This window comes from Devosia sp. GW821-FHT12F11, from assembly GCF_058806655.1.
In genome coordinates this window covers 641,298-655,311 of record NZ_JBXAPX010000002.1, presented here as the reverse complement: position 1 = coordinate 655,311, position 14,014 = coordinate 641,298, and the positions used below count along the sequence as shown (strand labels likewise).

The 14,014-nt window shown below is 65.5% G+C and carries 12 protein-coding genes and 1 pseudogene; 11 read left to right on the top strand and 2 right to left on the bottom strand.

The window, feature by feature from the left end:
- Positions 1-17 precede the first annotated feature (17 nt).
- The 6 genes and pseudogenes from AC1ROK_RS08720 to AC1ROK_RS08695 form a co-directional block, all read left to right on the top strand.
- A complete protein-coding gene (locus tag AC1ROK_RS08720) occupies positions 18-836 on the top strand; it encodes an ABC transporter permease (protein ID WP_492845850.1) in 819 nt (272 codons plus the stop codon).
- Complete coding sequence (locus AC1ROK_RS08715) at positions 833-1,669, top strand: ABC transporter ATP-binding protein (RefSeq protein ID WP_492845848.1); 837 nt, start codon at positions 833-835, stop codon at positions 1,667-1,669. The genes AC1ROK_RS08720 and AC1ROK_RS08715 overlap by 4 nt, the downstream gene beginning before the upstream one ends.
- A complete protein-coding gene (locus AC1ROK_RS08710) occupies positions 1,666-2,481 on the top strand; it encodes an urea amidolyase associated protein UAAP1 (RefSeq protein ID WP_492845846.1) in 816 nt (271 codons plus the stop codon). The genes AC1ROK_RS08715 and AC1ROK_RS08710 overlap by 4 nt, the downstream gene beginning before the upstream one ends.
- A 1-nt stretch (position 2,482) precedes the next feature.
- Entirely contained in the window at positions 2,483-3,103 is a 621-nt protein-coding gene (locus tag AC1ROK_RS08705) for an urea amidolyase associated protein UAAP2 (RefSeq protein WP_492845845.1), read from the top strand.
- Positions 3,103-6,636: an urea carboxylase gene (uca, locus tag AC1ROK_RS08700; RefSeq protein ID WP_492845843.1), complete on the top strand. Its 3,534-nt coding sequence runs from the start codon at positions 3,103-3,105 to the stop codon at positions 6,634-6,636. The genes AC1ROK_RS08705 and uca overlap by 1 nt, the downstream gene beginning before the upstream one ends.
- Positions 6,637-6,665: 29 nt before the next feature.
- A pseudogene (locus AC1ROK_RS08695) lies at positions 6,666-7,055 on the top strand (allophanate hydrolase-related protein); the annotation flags it as partial.
- A 166-nt stretch (positions 7,056-7,221) separates the two neighbouring features.
- Here AC1ROK_RS08695 and AC1ROK_RS08690 read toward each other — a convergent pair.
- Complete coding sequence (locus AC1ROK_RS08690; protein WP_492845841.1) at positions 7,222-7,950, bottom strand: GntR family transcriptional regulator; 729 nt, start codon at positions 7,948-7,950, stop codon at positions 7,222-7,224.
- A gap of 264 nt (positions 7,951-8,214) precedes the next feature.
- Between AC1ROK_RS08690 and AC1ROK_RS08685 the strand changes: the two genes are divergently transcribed.
- From AC1ROK_RS08685 to AC1ROK_RS08665, 5 genes are all read left to right on the top strand, one after another.
- Positions 8,215-9,300, top strand: a complete 1,086-nt coding sequence (locus AC1ROK_RS08685) for an ABC transporter ATP-binding protein (protein ID WP_492845839.1) — start codon at positions 8,215-8,217, stop codon at positions 9,298-9,300.
- Between the two features lie 28 nt (positions 9,301-9,328).
- Entirely contained in the window at positions 9,329-10,624 is a 1,296-nt protein-coding gene (locus AC1ROK_RS08680; protein ID WP_492845837.1) for an ABC transporter substrate-binding protein, read from the top strand.
- Between the two features lie 230 nt (positions 10,625-10,854).
- Positions 10,855-11,712, top strand: a complete 858-nt coding sequence (locus AC1ROK_RS08675; RefSeq protein ID WP_492846381.1) for an ABC transporter permease — start codon at positions 10,855-10,857, stop codon at positions 11,710-11,712.
- A 1-nt stretch (position 11,713) separates the two neighbouring features.
- On the top strand, positions 11,714-12,535 hold the full coding sequence (locus AC1ROK_RS08670; RefSeq protein WP_492845835.1) for an ABC transporter permease: 822 nt from the start codon (positions 11,714-11,716) through the stop codon (positions 12,533-12,535).
- A gap of 149 nt (positions 12,536-12,684) precedes the next feature.
- Positions 12,685-13,506 (top strand): GNAT family N-acetyltransferase, encoded by an 822-nt coding sequence (locus AC1ROK_RS08665; RefSeq protein ID WP_492845833.1) that lies wholly within the window; start codon positions 12,685-12,687, stop codon positions 13,504-13,506.
- 52 nt (positions 13,507-13,558) lie between these two features.
- Here AC1ROK_RS08665 and AC1ROK_RS08660 read toward each other — a convergent pair whose 3' ends face one another.
- Positions 13,559-13,759 carry a hypothetical protein gene (locus tag AC1ROK_RS08660; protein ID WP_492845831.1) on the bottom strand — a complete coding sequence of 67 codons (201 nt, stop codon included), beginning with the start codon at positions 13,757-13,759 and terminating at the stop codon, positions 13,559-13,561.
- Positions 13,760-14,014: the final 255 nt, after the last annotated feature.

Below are 14,014 nucleotides of genomic sequence, written 5' to 3'. Positions count from 1 at the left end.
ATCATCCGAGCCACTCCATGCGTCTCATCAACCTCAAGCCATCGCGAACCAACCAGTTGATCCTGGCGCTGCTGCCGTTTGTTGCGCTGCTGGTGGCCTATGCGCTTGGCTCTGCCGCCCGGCTCGCCGACAACCCCTCCGACAAGCTGCTGCCGGCGCTGACCAGCCTCGCCGACGCGATCAACCGCATGGCTTTCGTCCCCGATACCCGCACCGGCGAATACCTGCTGTGGTCCGATACCTGGGCGAGTCTCGGCCGCCTGTTCTCGGCGCTGGGCATTTCAACGCTCATCGCCCTGGTCTTCGGCATGATCGTGGGCATGTTCCCCTACGCCCGGGCCCTGCTGGCGCCGTTCTTCGCCGCCGTCTCGATGGTGCCACCGCTGGCGCTGCTGCCGATCCTGTTCATTGTCATGGGGCTGGGCGAAACATCCAAGATCACCCTCATCGTCATAGGTGTCGCGCCGATCATGATCCGCGACCTGGCGCTCAAGGTCATGGAACTGCCGCGCGAGCAGACGGTGAAGGCTGAAACGCTTGGCGGCAACTCATGGCAGATCGCCATCCGCGTGGTCCTGCCACAGGTGCTGCCACGGCTCATCACCTGCCTCCGCCTGCAGCTTGGCCCGGCCTGGCTGTTCCTGATCGCGGCCGAGGCGATCTCGGCAGATTCCGGGCTTGGCTACCGGATCTTCCTTGTCCGCCGCTACCTGTCCATGGACGTGATCTTTCCGTACGTGATCTGGATCACGCTGCTGGCCGTGCTCACCAACGTCCTGCTCGATCTGCTCCGCATCCGGGTCTTCCCCTGGTCCGACCTGGGGAAGGCGTCATGATCGTCGTCGACAATGTCTGGAAGGAATACGGCGACCAGATTGTGCTCGAGAAGGTGTCGCTCACCATCGAGGACCGGGCCTTCGTCGCGCTCGTCGGCCCCTCGGGCTGCGGCAAGACCACCTTCCTCAAGCTGCTGCTCGGCGAGGAACGACCGACGCAGGGGACCATCACGCTCGATGGCGAGCCGCTGTCACCCGAGCCGGGACCCGACCGTGGCGTGGTGTTCCAGCGCTATTCGGTGTTCCCGCACCTGACCGTGCTGGGCAATGTGCTGCTCGGCAAGGAATTCGCTGCCTCCCGCTTCCGCGCCCGGCTCGTCGGTCCGGCGCGTCGCGCCGCCGTCGAGGAAGCCAGCGAACTCATCGCCGAAGTCGGCCTCGCCGGCAGCGAAACAAAGTTCCCGGCCCAGCTCTCGGGCGGCATGCAGCAGCGCCTTGCCCTGGCGCAGGCGCTGATCATGAAGCCGCGCGTTCTCCTGCTCGACGAACCATTCGGCGCGCTCGATCCGGGCATCCGCGCCGAGATCCACGTGCTGATGAAACGGCTGTGGAACGAGACCAACCTCACCGTGGTGATGGTCACCCACGACATGCGTGAGGCCTTCACGCTCGGTACTCGCGTCATTGCCTTCGAGCGGCCACGCAACCGACCCGATGAGCGTGAGCGCTACGGCGCCTCGCTCAGCCGCGACATCGATATCTGGCCGCCGCGCCGCGCCGGCCTCATCGATCCAGACGCATTTGCCGACAGCCCCGATCGGGACGACCCGATCCACCAGGTGGGCACCGGCCGGGACGACCCGGCGCTATCCCCTCAAGGAGATCCGGCATGAGCCGAACCCCAGAGCAGATCGCCGCCGACCGCGCACGCTACGAGGAGCACCAGAAGAAGGGGCTCGCCTTCGCCACCAGGGCATTGCCCGAGGCCAGCGCCCTGCCGGCCGCGCCTATCGCCCCGGGCAGCATCGTTGCGACTGAAACCATCGCCGGCGGCTGGTACTGGTCGACCTTGCTGCGCAAAGGCGAAGCGCTGCGCGTCGCGCAACCCCTTGGTCCGGTCTCGGTCGCCCTGGTCTGCTGGAATGCGCACGATACCAGCGAGCGGCTCAATCTGCCGGACACCGTCAAGGTGCAGTGGGACACCCGAACCCAGAAGGGGCGAGTGCTGTTTTCCGATATGGGCCGGGTGATGCTGTCGATCACCGAGGACTCGTCCGGCGGCGCCCATGATGTGCTCCTCGGCGGCTCCACCGCCGCTGCCAACGCCGCGAAATATCCAGGGACAGCCACCCGCAACACCCGCGACAATCTCGTTCTCGCCGCCGGCAAGCTTGGCCTGTCGCGCCGTGACATCCCGATGGCGCTGACCCTGTTCGCCCCGATCCGTGTCTCTGACGACGACGGCCATTTCGCCTGGCAGACAGGCCTGCTCAACGGCAACGATTATGTCGACCTGCGCGCCGAGATGGACCTGCTTGTCGCGTTCTCCAACTGCCCGCACCCACTCGATCCCGGGCCGGCCTATGCGCCGAATCCCGTCGAGGTGACCCGTTATGTCGCCGAGGTCACGGCTGATGATCTCTGCCGTATGGCCACCGCCGAGGCCGTTCGCGGCTTCGAGAACAACGCCCGCGCGGAGGCCTGAGATGCGCACCGAGGATACCGCCGTCCAGTCCCACCTGATCCCTGCCGAAGCGCCGTGGTCCGGCATCGTCAAGCAGGGCCAGACCATTCGTATTGTCGACAGCGAGGGCCAGCAGGCCGTCGACACCATCTTCTATCGTGCCGACGACTTCGCTGAACGCTACAGCGCTCAGGATACCCTGCGCACCCAGGGCTCGGCCTATATCGGGGTCGGCACCAAACTCGTCTCCAACGAGGGCAACACCATGCTCACCGTGGTCGCCGACACATGCGGCCGCCACGACACCATGGCCGGCGCCTGCTCATGCGAGAGCAACACCGTCCGCTTCGGTCACGACACGCGCTACCTGCACGCCTGCCGCGACAACTTCCTTATCGAGGTGACCAAACACGGCATGAGCAAGCGGGACATCGTTCCCAACATCAATTTCTTCATGAACGTGCCGATCTCGCCCTCGGGCGAAATGACCATCGTGGATGGGCTGAGCGGACCCGGCGACTACGTCGAGCTCGTTGCCGAGATGGACGTCCTCTGTGTCATCTCCAACTGCCCGCAGATCAACAACCCCTGCAACGGCTTCAACCCGACGCCCATTCAGGTCCTGATCTGGGACGCCCAGTAATGTTCACCAAGGTCCTGATCGCCAACCGCGGCGAGATCGCGGTCCGCATCATTGGCACGCTGAGGCGCATGGGGATCGCCTCGGTCGCGGTCTATTCCGATGCCGACCGCTTCACCAAGGCGGTGCAGCTCGCCGACGAAGCCGTGCGGCTTGGGCCGGCTCCGGCCGCTGAGAGCTACCTCGATGTCGAGGCCGTCATCGCCGCCTGCAAGGCGACCGGGGCTGAGGCTGTTCACCCCGGCTACGGCTTCCTGTCGGAGAACACCGGCTTTGCCCGCCGCCTCGAAGTCGAGGGCATAACCTTCATCGGCCCGACGCCCGAGAACATCGAAGCGTTCGGCCTGAAGCACACGGCGCGCGAACTGGCCAAGGCCAACGGTGTGCCGCTCCTTCCCGGCACGGAGCTTCTCGCCACCGCCGCGGAGGCGCTCGCCGCGGCCGATGCCATCGGCTACCCGGTCATGCTCAAATCCACCGCCGGCGGTGGTGGCATCGGCATGTCACTTTGCGCCGACGCCGCGGCGTTGCATGCTGCCTTCGACGGCGTGCAGCGCACCGCCCGCGCCAGCTTTGGCGATGCGCGCGTCTACCTCGAACGCTTCGTGTCGGATGCCCGCCATGTCGAGGTCCAGCTGTTCGGCGATGGCAAGGGCAGGGTGATTGCGCTGGGCGAACGCGATTGCTCGCTGCAGCGCCGCAACCAGAAAGTGGTCGAGGAGACGCCGGCGCCCGGCCTCTCCACCACCACCCGCTATCGGCTGCACGAGGCCGCGGTGAACCTCGGCCGGGCTGTCGGCTACCGTTCCGCCGGCACCGTAGAGTTCATCTACGATCCCGATCGCGAGGCGTTCTATTTTCTCGAGGTCAACACCCGGCTGCAGGTCGAACATCCGGTCACGGAAGCCGTTTTCGGCATCGATCTGGTCGAGTGGATGATCCGCCAGGCCGCCGGCGAGGAGGTGATCCCCACGCTGCCGCTTTCCCCTAGGGGCGCGGCCATGGAAGTTCGGCTCTATGCGGAAATCCCGCACGCCGACTTCCAGCCCAGCGCGGGCCTCCTGACCGAGGTGAAGTTCGGCGACGCGCGGGTCGACACCTGGGTCGAGACCGGCACCGAGGTCACCAGTTACTACGACCCGATGCTCGCCAAGATCATCGTCGCTGCGGCTGATCGCCCCGCCGTCATCGCGAGGCTCCAGGCCGCTCTTGCCGATACCAGCATCGCCGGCATCGAGACCAATCTCGACTATCTCCGAGCCATCGCGGCGTCCGACCTCCTCGCCTCCGGCAAGGTGGCGACCACCGCGCTGCGCAGCTTCGCCTTCACGCCCGAGGTCGTCGAAGTCATTGCACCCGGCGCGCAATCCTCGCTGCAGGAACTGCCCGGTCGGCTCGGCCTCTGGCATGTCGGCGTGCCGCCTTCGGGGCCGATGGACGAGCGCAGTTTCCGCCATGCCAACCGGCTGGTCGGCAATGCCGACGAGACGGCCGCGCTGGAGCTCACCGTCTCCGGCCCGACCCTGCGCTTCCACGCCCCTGCCATCGTCGCCCTCGCCGGGGCGCAGATGCCGATGAAACTCGATGGCGCACCGCTGCCGCACAACCAGCCGATCAATGTCGGCGCCGGACAGGTTCTGAGCATCGGCGCGATCGAGGGGCCCGGCCAGCGATCCTATCTCGCGATCTCCGGCGGTCTCGCTGCTCCGCTGGTGCTCGGTTCCCGCGCCACCTTCGCCCTCGGCAAGTTCGGCGGGCATGCTACCGGCACCCTGCGCACCGGCGAGGTGCTGCATCTCGCCGGCCTGCCGCAGGTGGGCCGGCCCGCCAACGACCCGGTAGTGTTGACGCGCGCCTGGGACGTCGCCGTGCTCTACGGCCCGCACGGCGCTCCCGACTTCTTCCTCGAAGCGGATATCGAGGCGCTGTTCTCGACGGCCTACGAAGTCCACTTCAACTCGGCCCGCACCGGCGTGCGGCTGATCGGCCCGGCGCCGAAATGGGCGCGCCGGGATGGTGGCGAGGCAGGGCTGCATCCCTCCAACCTCCACGACAACGCCTACGCCGTCGGAGCCATCGACTTTACCGGCGACATGCCGATCATCCTCGGCCCGGACGGGCCAAGCCTCGGTGGCTTCGTCTGTCCCGCCGTCATGGCGCGGGACGAACTGTGGAAGCTCGGGCAGTTCAAGCCCGGCGACACCATCCGCTTTGTCCCCGTCGCTCGCCCTGATGACAGGATCGCCGGCCCCGCGGTTCATCGGCCAGCTGAAGCCGGCTCCCCGATTGTAGGGTATTCCGACAACGGGCCTGTGCCGGTCGTCTACCGGCGGCAAGGCGACGATAACCTCCTGGTCGAGTACGGTCCGATGGCGCTCGATCTCGCCCTGCGCCTGCGCGTTCATCTGCTGATGGAAGCCGTTCACGGGGAGGGCAGGCTCGGCGCCGGGAACGGGATCATCGATCTCACGCCCGGTATCCGTTCGCTGCAGGTCCACTACGATTCGACCCGCCTCTCCCGCGACCGCCTCCTCGGCCTGCTGGCCGAGATCGAGCAGTCCCTCCCCGCTCCAGAGCAGGTCACCGTTCCCTCCCGCACCATCCATCTGCCGCTCAGCTGGAACGACCCAGAGGCGCAATTGGCCATGCGGAAGTATCAGGAGCTGGTTCGCTCCAATGCCCCGTGGTGCCCTGATAACATTGAGTTCATACGCCGTATCAACGGCTTGCCCGACCTCGGAGCGGTGAGGAAAACCATCTTCGATGCCAGCTATCTCGTGCTCGGTCTCGGCGATGTCTATCTCGGTGCGCCCGTGGCGACCCCGATGGACCCGCGTCACCGGCTCGTCACCACCAAGTACAACCCGGCCCGCACCTGGACCCCCGAAAACGCCGTCGGCATCGGCGGCGCCTACATGTGCATCTACGGCATGGAGGGCCCGGGCGGCTACCAGCTGTTCGGCCGTACGATTCAGGTCTGGAACACCTGGCGAAAGACGCCTGCCTTTGCCAGGTCCCCGTGGCTGCTCGACTTTTTTGACCAGATTCGCTTCTTCCCGGTCAGCCATGACGAACTGACGGAAGCTCGCGCGGCCTTCCCGCACGGCGGCTATCCGATCCGCATCGAGGAGACCAGCCTCTCCTATGCCGATTATGCCGCCGAACTCGCGCGCAACGCCGGCAGCATCGCCGCCTTCAAGCACACGCAGCAGACGGCGTTCGAAGCCGAGCGCCAGCGCTGGAAGGACGAGGGTCTCGACAGCTTCGTGGCGGAGGAGGGCGCAAGTGCTTCCGATACCGCCGAAATGCCGTCCGGCCACTTCGGCGTCGCGAGCTCGGTCCCGGGCAATATCTGGAAGATCCTGGTCGAGACCGGCGCGCACGTCGAAGTCGGACAGCCGGTCGCCATCATCGAGTCCATGAAGATGGAAATCACCGTCACTGCTCACGCCGCCGGCGCCGTCCGCGACGTCCGCGCCGGCCCGGGGCGCAACATCAAGACCGGCGACGTCATCATCGTCCTAGAGGAGATCTGAACATGCCCCAAAGCCAGGCTGAGAGCCCGCTCCCCATCGTGGTCGTAGGTGCCCACCTCACCGGTCTGCCGCTCAATACGGAACTCACCTCCTCGGGCGGACAACTGCTCAAGCGCTGTCGCACCGCCCCGGATTACCGGCTGTTCGCACTCCCCAACACCACCCCACCCAAGCCGGGGATGGTGCGCGAACCGGGCTTCGACGGACCCGGTCTCGAGGTCGAGGTGTGGTCACTGCCGTCCGACGCGTTCGGCCGCTTCGTCGCCAGGATCCCCGCGCCGCTCGGCATCGGCAAGATTTCCCTCGATGACGGCACGGCGGTTTCGGGGTTTCTCTGCGAGTCCCATGCCGTAGCCGAGGCGGAGGAGATCACCCGCTTCGGTGGTTGGCGCGCATTTCTGGCGGAGCGCGCACAATGAAGGCGCTCAGCCGTGCCGTGCGGTGGCTTCTGCACCGCCTGCGCGACGGTCTCGCCGCGCGCAAAGGCATCGTCCGGCCAGGAAAACTCCCGACGACGAGATAGCCTCCCCGTCCCTGCGCCGTCCTGGAGAAGTCGTTCTGGTGCCGGTCAAGCCTTACCGAAAGCTACGACCCTCGCGCCGGCGGCCGCCCCGTCAGGATGTCTGCCAGCTTCTTGCCCGAGCTTTCGCGCTCCGACAGGTCGAGCCCGGAAAGCAGGTCCACCAGGTGACTGGTCATCAGTTCCGACGCATCGAGCGCGCTGCGCTTGGCGATGGCATCGACCAGCGCATGATGGGCGTGACTTTCGCAGATCGTGTCGCGCCGTCGCCAGTAGAGCGAAATGATCAGTGACGAACGCGAGCAAAGATCGCGCACCATTTCCGTGAAGATCGACTGACCGGCGATCTCGGCAATGGCGACGTGGAACTGCGCCGAGAGCATCACCGCCTCGCCATCCTTGCCGGCGCGCACGGCCTCGTGCTCCTCCTCGAGGTGCTGGTGCAGCCGCTCGACATCGGCATGCGTCGCGATCCCTGCCGCGAGTGCGGCGACCTTGGGCTCGACCAGCGCTCGTGCCTCAAAGACTTCACGGGCTTCGGTGCGTGTCGGCTTGGCGACGAAGGCGCCCCGATTGGGCTCGAGCCGCACCAGCCGGTCATGCGCCAGCGCCTGCAGTGCGGCGCGAACCACGGTGCGACTTACCGAATAGATCGCGCCCAGCTCGTCCTCGGGCAACTTGGTGCCCGGGTCGATCCCGTGCCCCAGGATGCCGTTGCGCAAACCGAGATAGAGCGCGGAGCGACGCACCGCAGGGCGCCCCTCCCGCTTATCGATCTCGTCGCTTTCCAGCATGCCGAACTCCCAAACCCGTTGGAACCTAGCCGAGAACTGAACACACCGCTATCGGCGTTTCGTATACAAAATCTGCCAATATCGCATGCAGTCGCCTATGTTTTAGGCAATGCGAAGAAATGGTGCAGATGGGCGGGCGGCCTTTCGCCCGTGAACCATCGCGTGATTTCAATGGCATACGGCAACACCCATGGGGCGCCGCGCACTGGCACAGCTCTTGCAGTTGCTAACCCGACGGCCAAGAGGTGGCCTACGGGGCGGTGCATGGCGCAGGGCGACCTGGAAGTTGTGAAGCTGACCAAGCGCTACGGCGACGTGCTTGCGGTGGATTCGATCGATCTCAAGGTGCCCGCCGGCACCTATTGCTGCCTGCTCGGACCATCGGGCTGCGGCAAGACCTCCACTCTGCGCATGGTTGCGGGACATGAGGCCGCGACCGACGGCGACATCATCCTTTCGTCGACCAATGTCACCGACCTGCCGCCGGCCAGGCGCGGCACGGCGATGATGTTCCAGTCTTATGCGTTGTTTCCGCATCTCGACCTGATCGACAATGTGGCCTTCAGCCTCAAGATGAAGGGCATCGAGAAGGCGCCGCGACAGGCCAAGGCGCTCGAGCTGCTCAAGCTGATGCAGATGGATGGCTACGCTTCGCGGCGGCCGGCTCAGCTTTCCGGCGGCCAGCAGCAGCGCGTGGCGCTGGCCCGTGCCCTGATCACTGATCCCGAGGTGCTGCTGCTCGACGAGCCGCTCTCGGCGCTTGATCCGTTCCTCAAGATTCGCATGCGCGCCGAGCTCAAGAAGCTGCAGACGCGGCTGGGCATCAGTTTTGTCCATGTCACCCACAGCCAGGAAGAGGCCATGGCGCTGGCTGACCTCATCGTGGTGATGAACAACGGCCGGGTCGAGCAGGCGGCGGCGCCGCGCGAGGTGTTCGAGCGGCCCGCAACGGCCTTCGTCGCCCGCTTCATGGGGGATCACAACGTCGTCTCCGGCAGCGCCCGATCGGTCGCCGATGGCGTCGTCAGCGTTCAGGTGCCGGGCGGCAGCAGCTTTGCCGCCTCGGGGGCGCCGCTCGCCGTCGGCTCACCCGTCGATGTCGGCATCCGCACCGATCACGTGCGCGTCGGGACGCCTCCGGCCGATGGTCTCGGCTTCACCGGCATCGTCTCCAACATCGAGTATCGCGGCGCCTCGGTGAAGCTCTCGGTCGACGGCGCCGGCATCGAGGATTTCACCGCCATCGTCGACGACAAGAGCTTCTTTGCGAAGCCGGTCGCCGTCGGAGACGCGGTGCCACTCCATTGGGATGCCGAGGATGCCATCATCCTCGGCCGCCCCAATTCGTAAAAGCCATCAGCAACAGGGGTTTTAGGCTATGACTGAATCCAGCAAGACGGCCAAAGCGGCCATGATTTCGCGACGCAGCATGCTCAAGGGAGCTGCCGCGTTGGCCGGCGCTGCCGCCGGCGCCGGCGCCCTGGGTGGCTTCCCGACGGTCTGGGCGCAGAACCCGATCACGCTGCGCCAGTTCGGCACCGGTGTGTCGAACCTCAACGCCATTGCCGAAAAGTGCAAAGCCGATCTCGGCATCACCCTTGAGATGACCGCGACCGATTCCGATGCCGCCGCACAGCGCGCCGTCACCCAGCCCGACAGCTACGACATCGCCGATATCGAGTACTGGATCCTCAAGAAGGTCTACCCGACCGGCGTGATCCAGCCGATGGATGTGACCAAGCTCAAGTACTACGACAAGATCGTGCCGCTGTTCAAAACCGGCAAGCTGACGCCCGACAGCGTTATCGCCCAGGGCACCGCGCCGCACACCGTCGGCTATGTCGATGCACCGGATTCGAAGGAATTCGCCAAGGCGGAGACCGGCTTGTTCACCATGGTCCCCACCATCTACAACGCCGACACGCTGGGCATCCGCCCCGACCTCGTCGGCCGCGAGATCACCACCTGGGCCGACATTATGGACCCCGCCTTCAAGGGCAAGACCTCGATCCTCAACATCCCCTCGATCGGCATCATGGACGCGGCCATGATCATGGAGGCGATGGGCAACATCAAATATGCCGACAAGGGCAACATGACCAAGGCGGAGATCGACGCGACCATCGATTTCCTGATCAAGGCCAAGCAGGATGGCCAGTTCCGCGCCTTCTGGAAGAGCTTCGACGAAAGCGTCAACCTGATGGCGTCGGGCGAGGTGGTGATCCAGTCCATGTGGTCGCCGGCGGTCGCTGCCGTGCGCTCCAAGGGCATCGCCTGCAAGTACCAGCCGCTCAAGGAAGGCTATCGCTCGTGGGGCGGCGGCCTCGGCCTTGCCGCACACCTCTCGGGCGCCCAGCTCGACGCGGCCTATGAATACATCAACTGGTACACCTCGGGCTGGGTCGGTGGTTACCTCAACCGTCAGGGCTACTACTCGGCGGCCATGGACACCGCCAAGGAGTACATGTCGGAAGACGAGTGGGGCTTCTGGATCGAGGGCAAGCCGGCGGTCGGCGACATCCTGTCGCCTGATGGCGCGGTGATGGAAAAGGCAGGCGCCGTGCGCGATGGCGGTTCCTTCCTCGAGCGCATGGGCCATGTCGCCTGCTGGAACTCGGTGATGGACGAGGACCGCTACATGGTCACGCGCTGGAACGAGTTCATCGCAGCCTGATGAGTCACCGACTGCCACCCTCCCCTCGCGGGGAGGGTGGCGCAGCTGGGACCGACAGGTCCGTAGCGAAGCTAGGGTGGGGGGCTCATGCTCGGAGCGTACTGCTCCCCCCACCCCGTCCCTCCCCGCAAGGGGGAGGGTGACCCGACTGATCCACCGAGGAACAGACGATGGCCGTCGCCGAAGGCACCACCACCGCGATCCCAGCCGCCAAGCCCAGGACGCGGAGAATGCCGCTCTCCTTCGGCCGCCTCGCTTCATACCTCCAGTCGATCCCGCTCTGGCTGATCCTCGGGTTTTTCCTGCTGCTGCCGATCCTGCTGCTCGTCTTCGTCAGTTTCTGGGACTATGATTTTGCCCGGATGTATCCGGGCTTCGTGCTCACCAACTATGTCGAGACGCTCGGCTCCTGGGTCACCTGGAAGACCTATCTCAACACGCTGAAATTCGCGGCCATCGTCTGGGTGCTGACGCTCTTCATCGGCTTCTGGGTCGCCTATTTCCTCGCCTTCCACATCAGGTCGGCGACCATGCAGATGGTGCTGTTCCTCGTCTGCACCGTGCCGTTCCTCACCTCCAACATTATCCGCATGATCTCGTGGATTCCGGTGCTGGGCCGTAACGGCCTGGTCAATTCGACGCTGGTCGAGATGGGGGTCATCTCGCAGCCGATCGAATGGCTGCTCTATTCCGATTTCGCCGTGGTGCTGGCCATGGTGCACCTGTTCACGCTCTTCATGGTCACCCCGATCTTCAACACGCTGATGCGTATCGACCGCTCGCTGATCGAAGCGGCGCGCGATGCCGGGGCCAGCGCCTGGCAGATCATGTGGAACGTCATCCTGCCGCTGGCCAAGCCCGGCATGGCGATCGGCACCATCTTCGTGGTGACCCTGGTGATGGCGGATTTCTCCACCGTACAGGTGATGAGCGGCGGGCAAAGCGCCTCAGTGGCGCTGATGATGAAGAACCAGATGTCCCTGCTGCAATATCCCGCCGCCGCGGCCAATGCCGTCGTGCTGCTCGTGCTGGTGTTGCTGCTTGTCGGGGGCATCCTCCGCATCGTCGACATCCGCAAGGAGCTTTGAGATGCAGCAGCGCGAGAAACGCCCGTTCAGCTTTTATGTCCTCGCCGCCTTCTTCGTGCTGTTCGTGCTGTTCCTTTACGGTCCGATGTCGGCGATTTTCATCCTCTCGTTCCAGGGGCCCAACGGCGGTCTCACCTTCCCGCTCAATGGCGTTTCGGTGCACTGGTTCGGCAATCTGTTCGAAAAGCAGGCCGTCGGCGATTTCGGCGCCAGCTTCAGCCGTTCGCTGCTGCTCGGGCTGATGGTCATGGTCTCGACCGTCCTCGTCGCGCTGCTTGCCGGTCTCGCCTTTCGTCGCAGGTTCCTCGGCGGCACGCCGCTCTTCTACCTGACCATCGCCAGCCTCGTCGTTCCGTCGATCATCGTCAGCCTCGGCATCGGCGTGCTGTTCCAGCAGATCGGCTTCCGCCCCGCCTGGTGGACCTCGGGCTTCGGCGCGCATCTGACCTGGACGCTGCCCTTCGGCGTGCTGATCATGTTCGCCGTCTTCAATCGCTTCTCGCCGTCCTATGAGGAGGCGGCGCGCGACCTTGGCGCCTCGCCATGGCAGACCTTCCGCCACGTGCTGTTGCCGATGATCGCCCCCAGCCTGATCGGCGTCGGACTGTTCGGCTTCAGCCTGTCCTACGACGAGTTCGCCCGGACCCTCATGACCGCCGGCACGTTCAACACGCTGCCGCTCGAGATCTATGGCATGACCACCAACGTCACGACGCCGGTCCTTTACGCCCTGGGAACGGTGACGACGCTGTTCTCCTTCGCCGTGATCCTCGTGACGCTGGGGATCATCCTGCTCATCAGGCGGCAGCGGGCGCGGGCCTAGTTGCGGCTGTTGCTCCTCAACCTGCCGGTGATCCGATGGTGTCGCCGCTGCAGTCAAGCTTGCCGAAAGGTTGGGGGTGCTGCGCCCGACACCTCGCGATCGGGGCCGTTTGCGCCTACGCTGGCGGCATGAACCTGACTATCCGACCAATGACCCTGAGCGACCTCGAAGTGGCGCTCGGCTGGGCCCGCGACGAGGGCTGGAACCCGGGGCTCGACGATGCCGGCGCCTTCTACGCGCAGGATCCCGGCGGCTTCCTGATGGGCTGGCTGGGCACCGTTCGCATCGGCTGCATTTCGGTCGTCAGATATGGATCGGACTTCGCCTTCCTCGGCCTCTATATCGTCCACCCGGCGCACCGCGGCAAAGGCTACGGCAAGGCCATCTGGGACGCCGGCATCGCCAGCGCCGCCGGCCGCACCATCGGTCTCGATGGCGTCGTGGCGCAGCAGGACAACTACCGCAAATCCGGCTTCGTCTTCGCCCATAGGAGTGTGCGCTGGGGCGGCTCGCTTCGCGGCCTGGTCACGACCCGCTCCTTCGTCCGGCCGATCGAGGCCACCGACATGGACGCTGTGCTGTCCTATGACCGCAAGCACGTCGCCGCCGACCGCCAGCGCTTCCTCAAAGCCTGGCTTGCCCCGTCGCCGTCGCGCCAGACCGAGGGCTATTTCGAAGACGGGACGCTGCGCGGCTTCGGCACCATCCGCCGTTGCGTCGCTGGCTGGAAGATCGGCCCGCTCTTCGCCGATACCCCGGCGATTGCCGAGACCCTGCTCGCGACGCTGGTGACTCCCGCAGCCACCGACATGATCTTCATAGACATTCCCGAGCCCAATCGCGCCGCCATCGCGATGGCCCGCCGCCTCGGTCTCACCCCGGCCTTCGAAACCGCCCGCATGTATCTCGGCGCAGCGCCCCAACTGCCGCTCCACGAGATATTCGGCGTCACGACACTGGAGCTCGGCTGAGATCAACGGCGCGGCCGGGCGCCGCTCCCGCTGGAGATCGGTTGCGCCGACCTCAACCCGTCGCACCGAGCGTGACCAGCTCTGCGCGATGCCGCTGCATGGCCAATTGGATGCGATAGTCGCGTTCGAGGCCCATCCGCGCTTCGGGGTGAGGCGAAAGCTCAGTGCTGGGCTGCGCCATTGCTGCGCAAGCCGAGGGCAGATCGGCATGCAGGCCCGCCGCGGTGACCGCCACCATGGCGACGCCGAGCAAAGTTGGATCCTCCGCCGTCGACACCACCACCGTGTAGCGCGCTGCGACATCCGCTTCGGCAAGTTATGGAGTCAGCGCCCTATGTGGTCTAGCTGACCACCGCAATCGCCCCATCCACGGGGGCATCCCAGCGAAAGCTGGAACCCATCCCACCGCCTGCGCCAACTGATGGTCGGGTCCAGCTTTCGCTGGGATGACAGTCGGTAGGTGGGATAGATCGAGCCCAACCACGGCGTCGGTGACTACATAAGTAGG

What these genes read in the sequence shown, in the direction of transcription:
- AC1ROK_RS08675 (WP_492846381.1), top strand. Translation starts at nt 10,855, where the DNA reads ATGCCGCTCTCCTTCGGCCGCCTCGCTTCATACCTCCAGTCGATCCCG.
- AC1ROK_RS08670 (WP_492845835.1), top strand. Translation starts at nt 11,714, where the DNA reads ATGCAGCAGCGCGAGAAACGCCCGTTCAGCTTTTATGTCCTCGCCGCC.
- AC1ROK_RS08720 (WP_492845850.1), top strand. Translation starts at nt 18, where the DNA reads ATGCGTCTCATCAACCTCAAGCCATCGCGAACCAACCAGTTGATCCTG.
- AC1ROK_RS08665 (WP_492845833.1), top strand. Translation starts at nt 12,685, where the DNA reads ATGACCCTGAGCGACCTCGAAGTGGCGCTCGGCTGGGCCCGCGACGAG.
- AC1ROK_RS08690 (WP_492845841.1), bottom strand. Translation starts at nt 7,950, where the DNA reads ATGCTGGAAAGCGACGAGATCGATAAGCGGGAGGGGCGCCCTGCGGTG.
- uca (WP_492845843.1), top strand. Translation starts at nt 3,103, where the DNA reads ATGTTCACCAAGGTCCTGATCGCCAACCGCGGCGAGATCGCGGTCCGC.
- AC1ROK_RS08710 (WP_492845846.1), top strand. Translation starts at nt 1,666, where the DNA reads ATGAGCCGAACCCCAGAGCAGATCGCCGCCGACCGCGCACGCTACGAG.
- AC1ROK_RS08705 (WP_492845845.1), top strand. Translation starts at nt 2,483, where the DNA reads ATGCGCACCGAGGATACCGCCGTCCAGTCCCACCTGATCCCTGCCGAA.
- AC1ROK_RS08715 (WP_492845848.1), top strand. Translation starts at nt 833, where the DNA reads ATGATCGTCGTCGACAATGTCTGGAAGGAATACGGCGACCAGATTGTG.
- AC1ROK_RS08685 (WP_492845839.1), top strand. Translation starts at nt 8,215, where the DNA reads ATGGCGCAGGGCGACCTGGAAGTTGTGAAGCTGACCAAGCGCTACGGC.
- AC1ROK_RS08680 (WP_492845837.1), top strand. Translation starts at nt 9,329, where the DNA reads ATGACTGAATCCAGCAAGACGGCCAAAGCGGCCATGATTTCGCGACGC.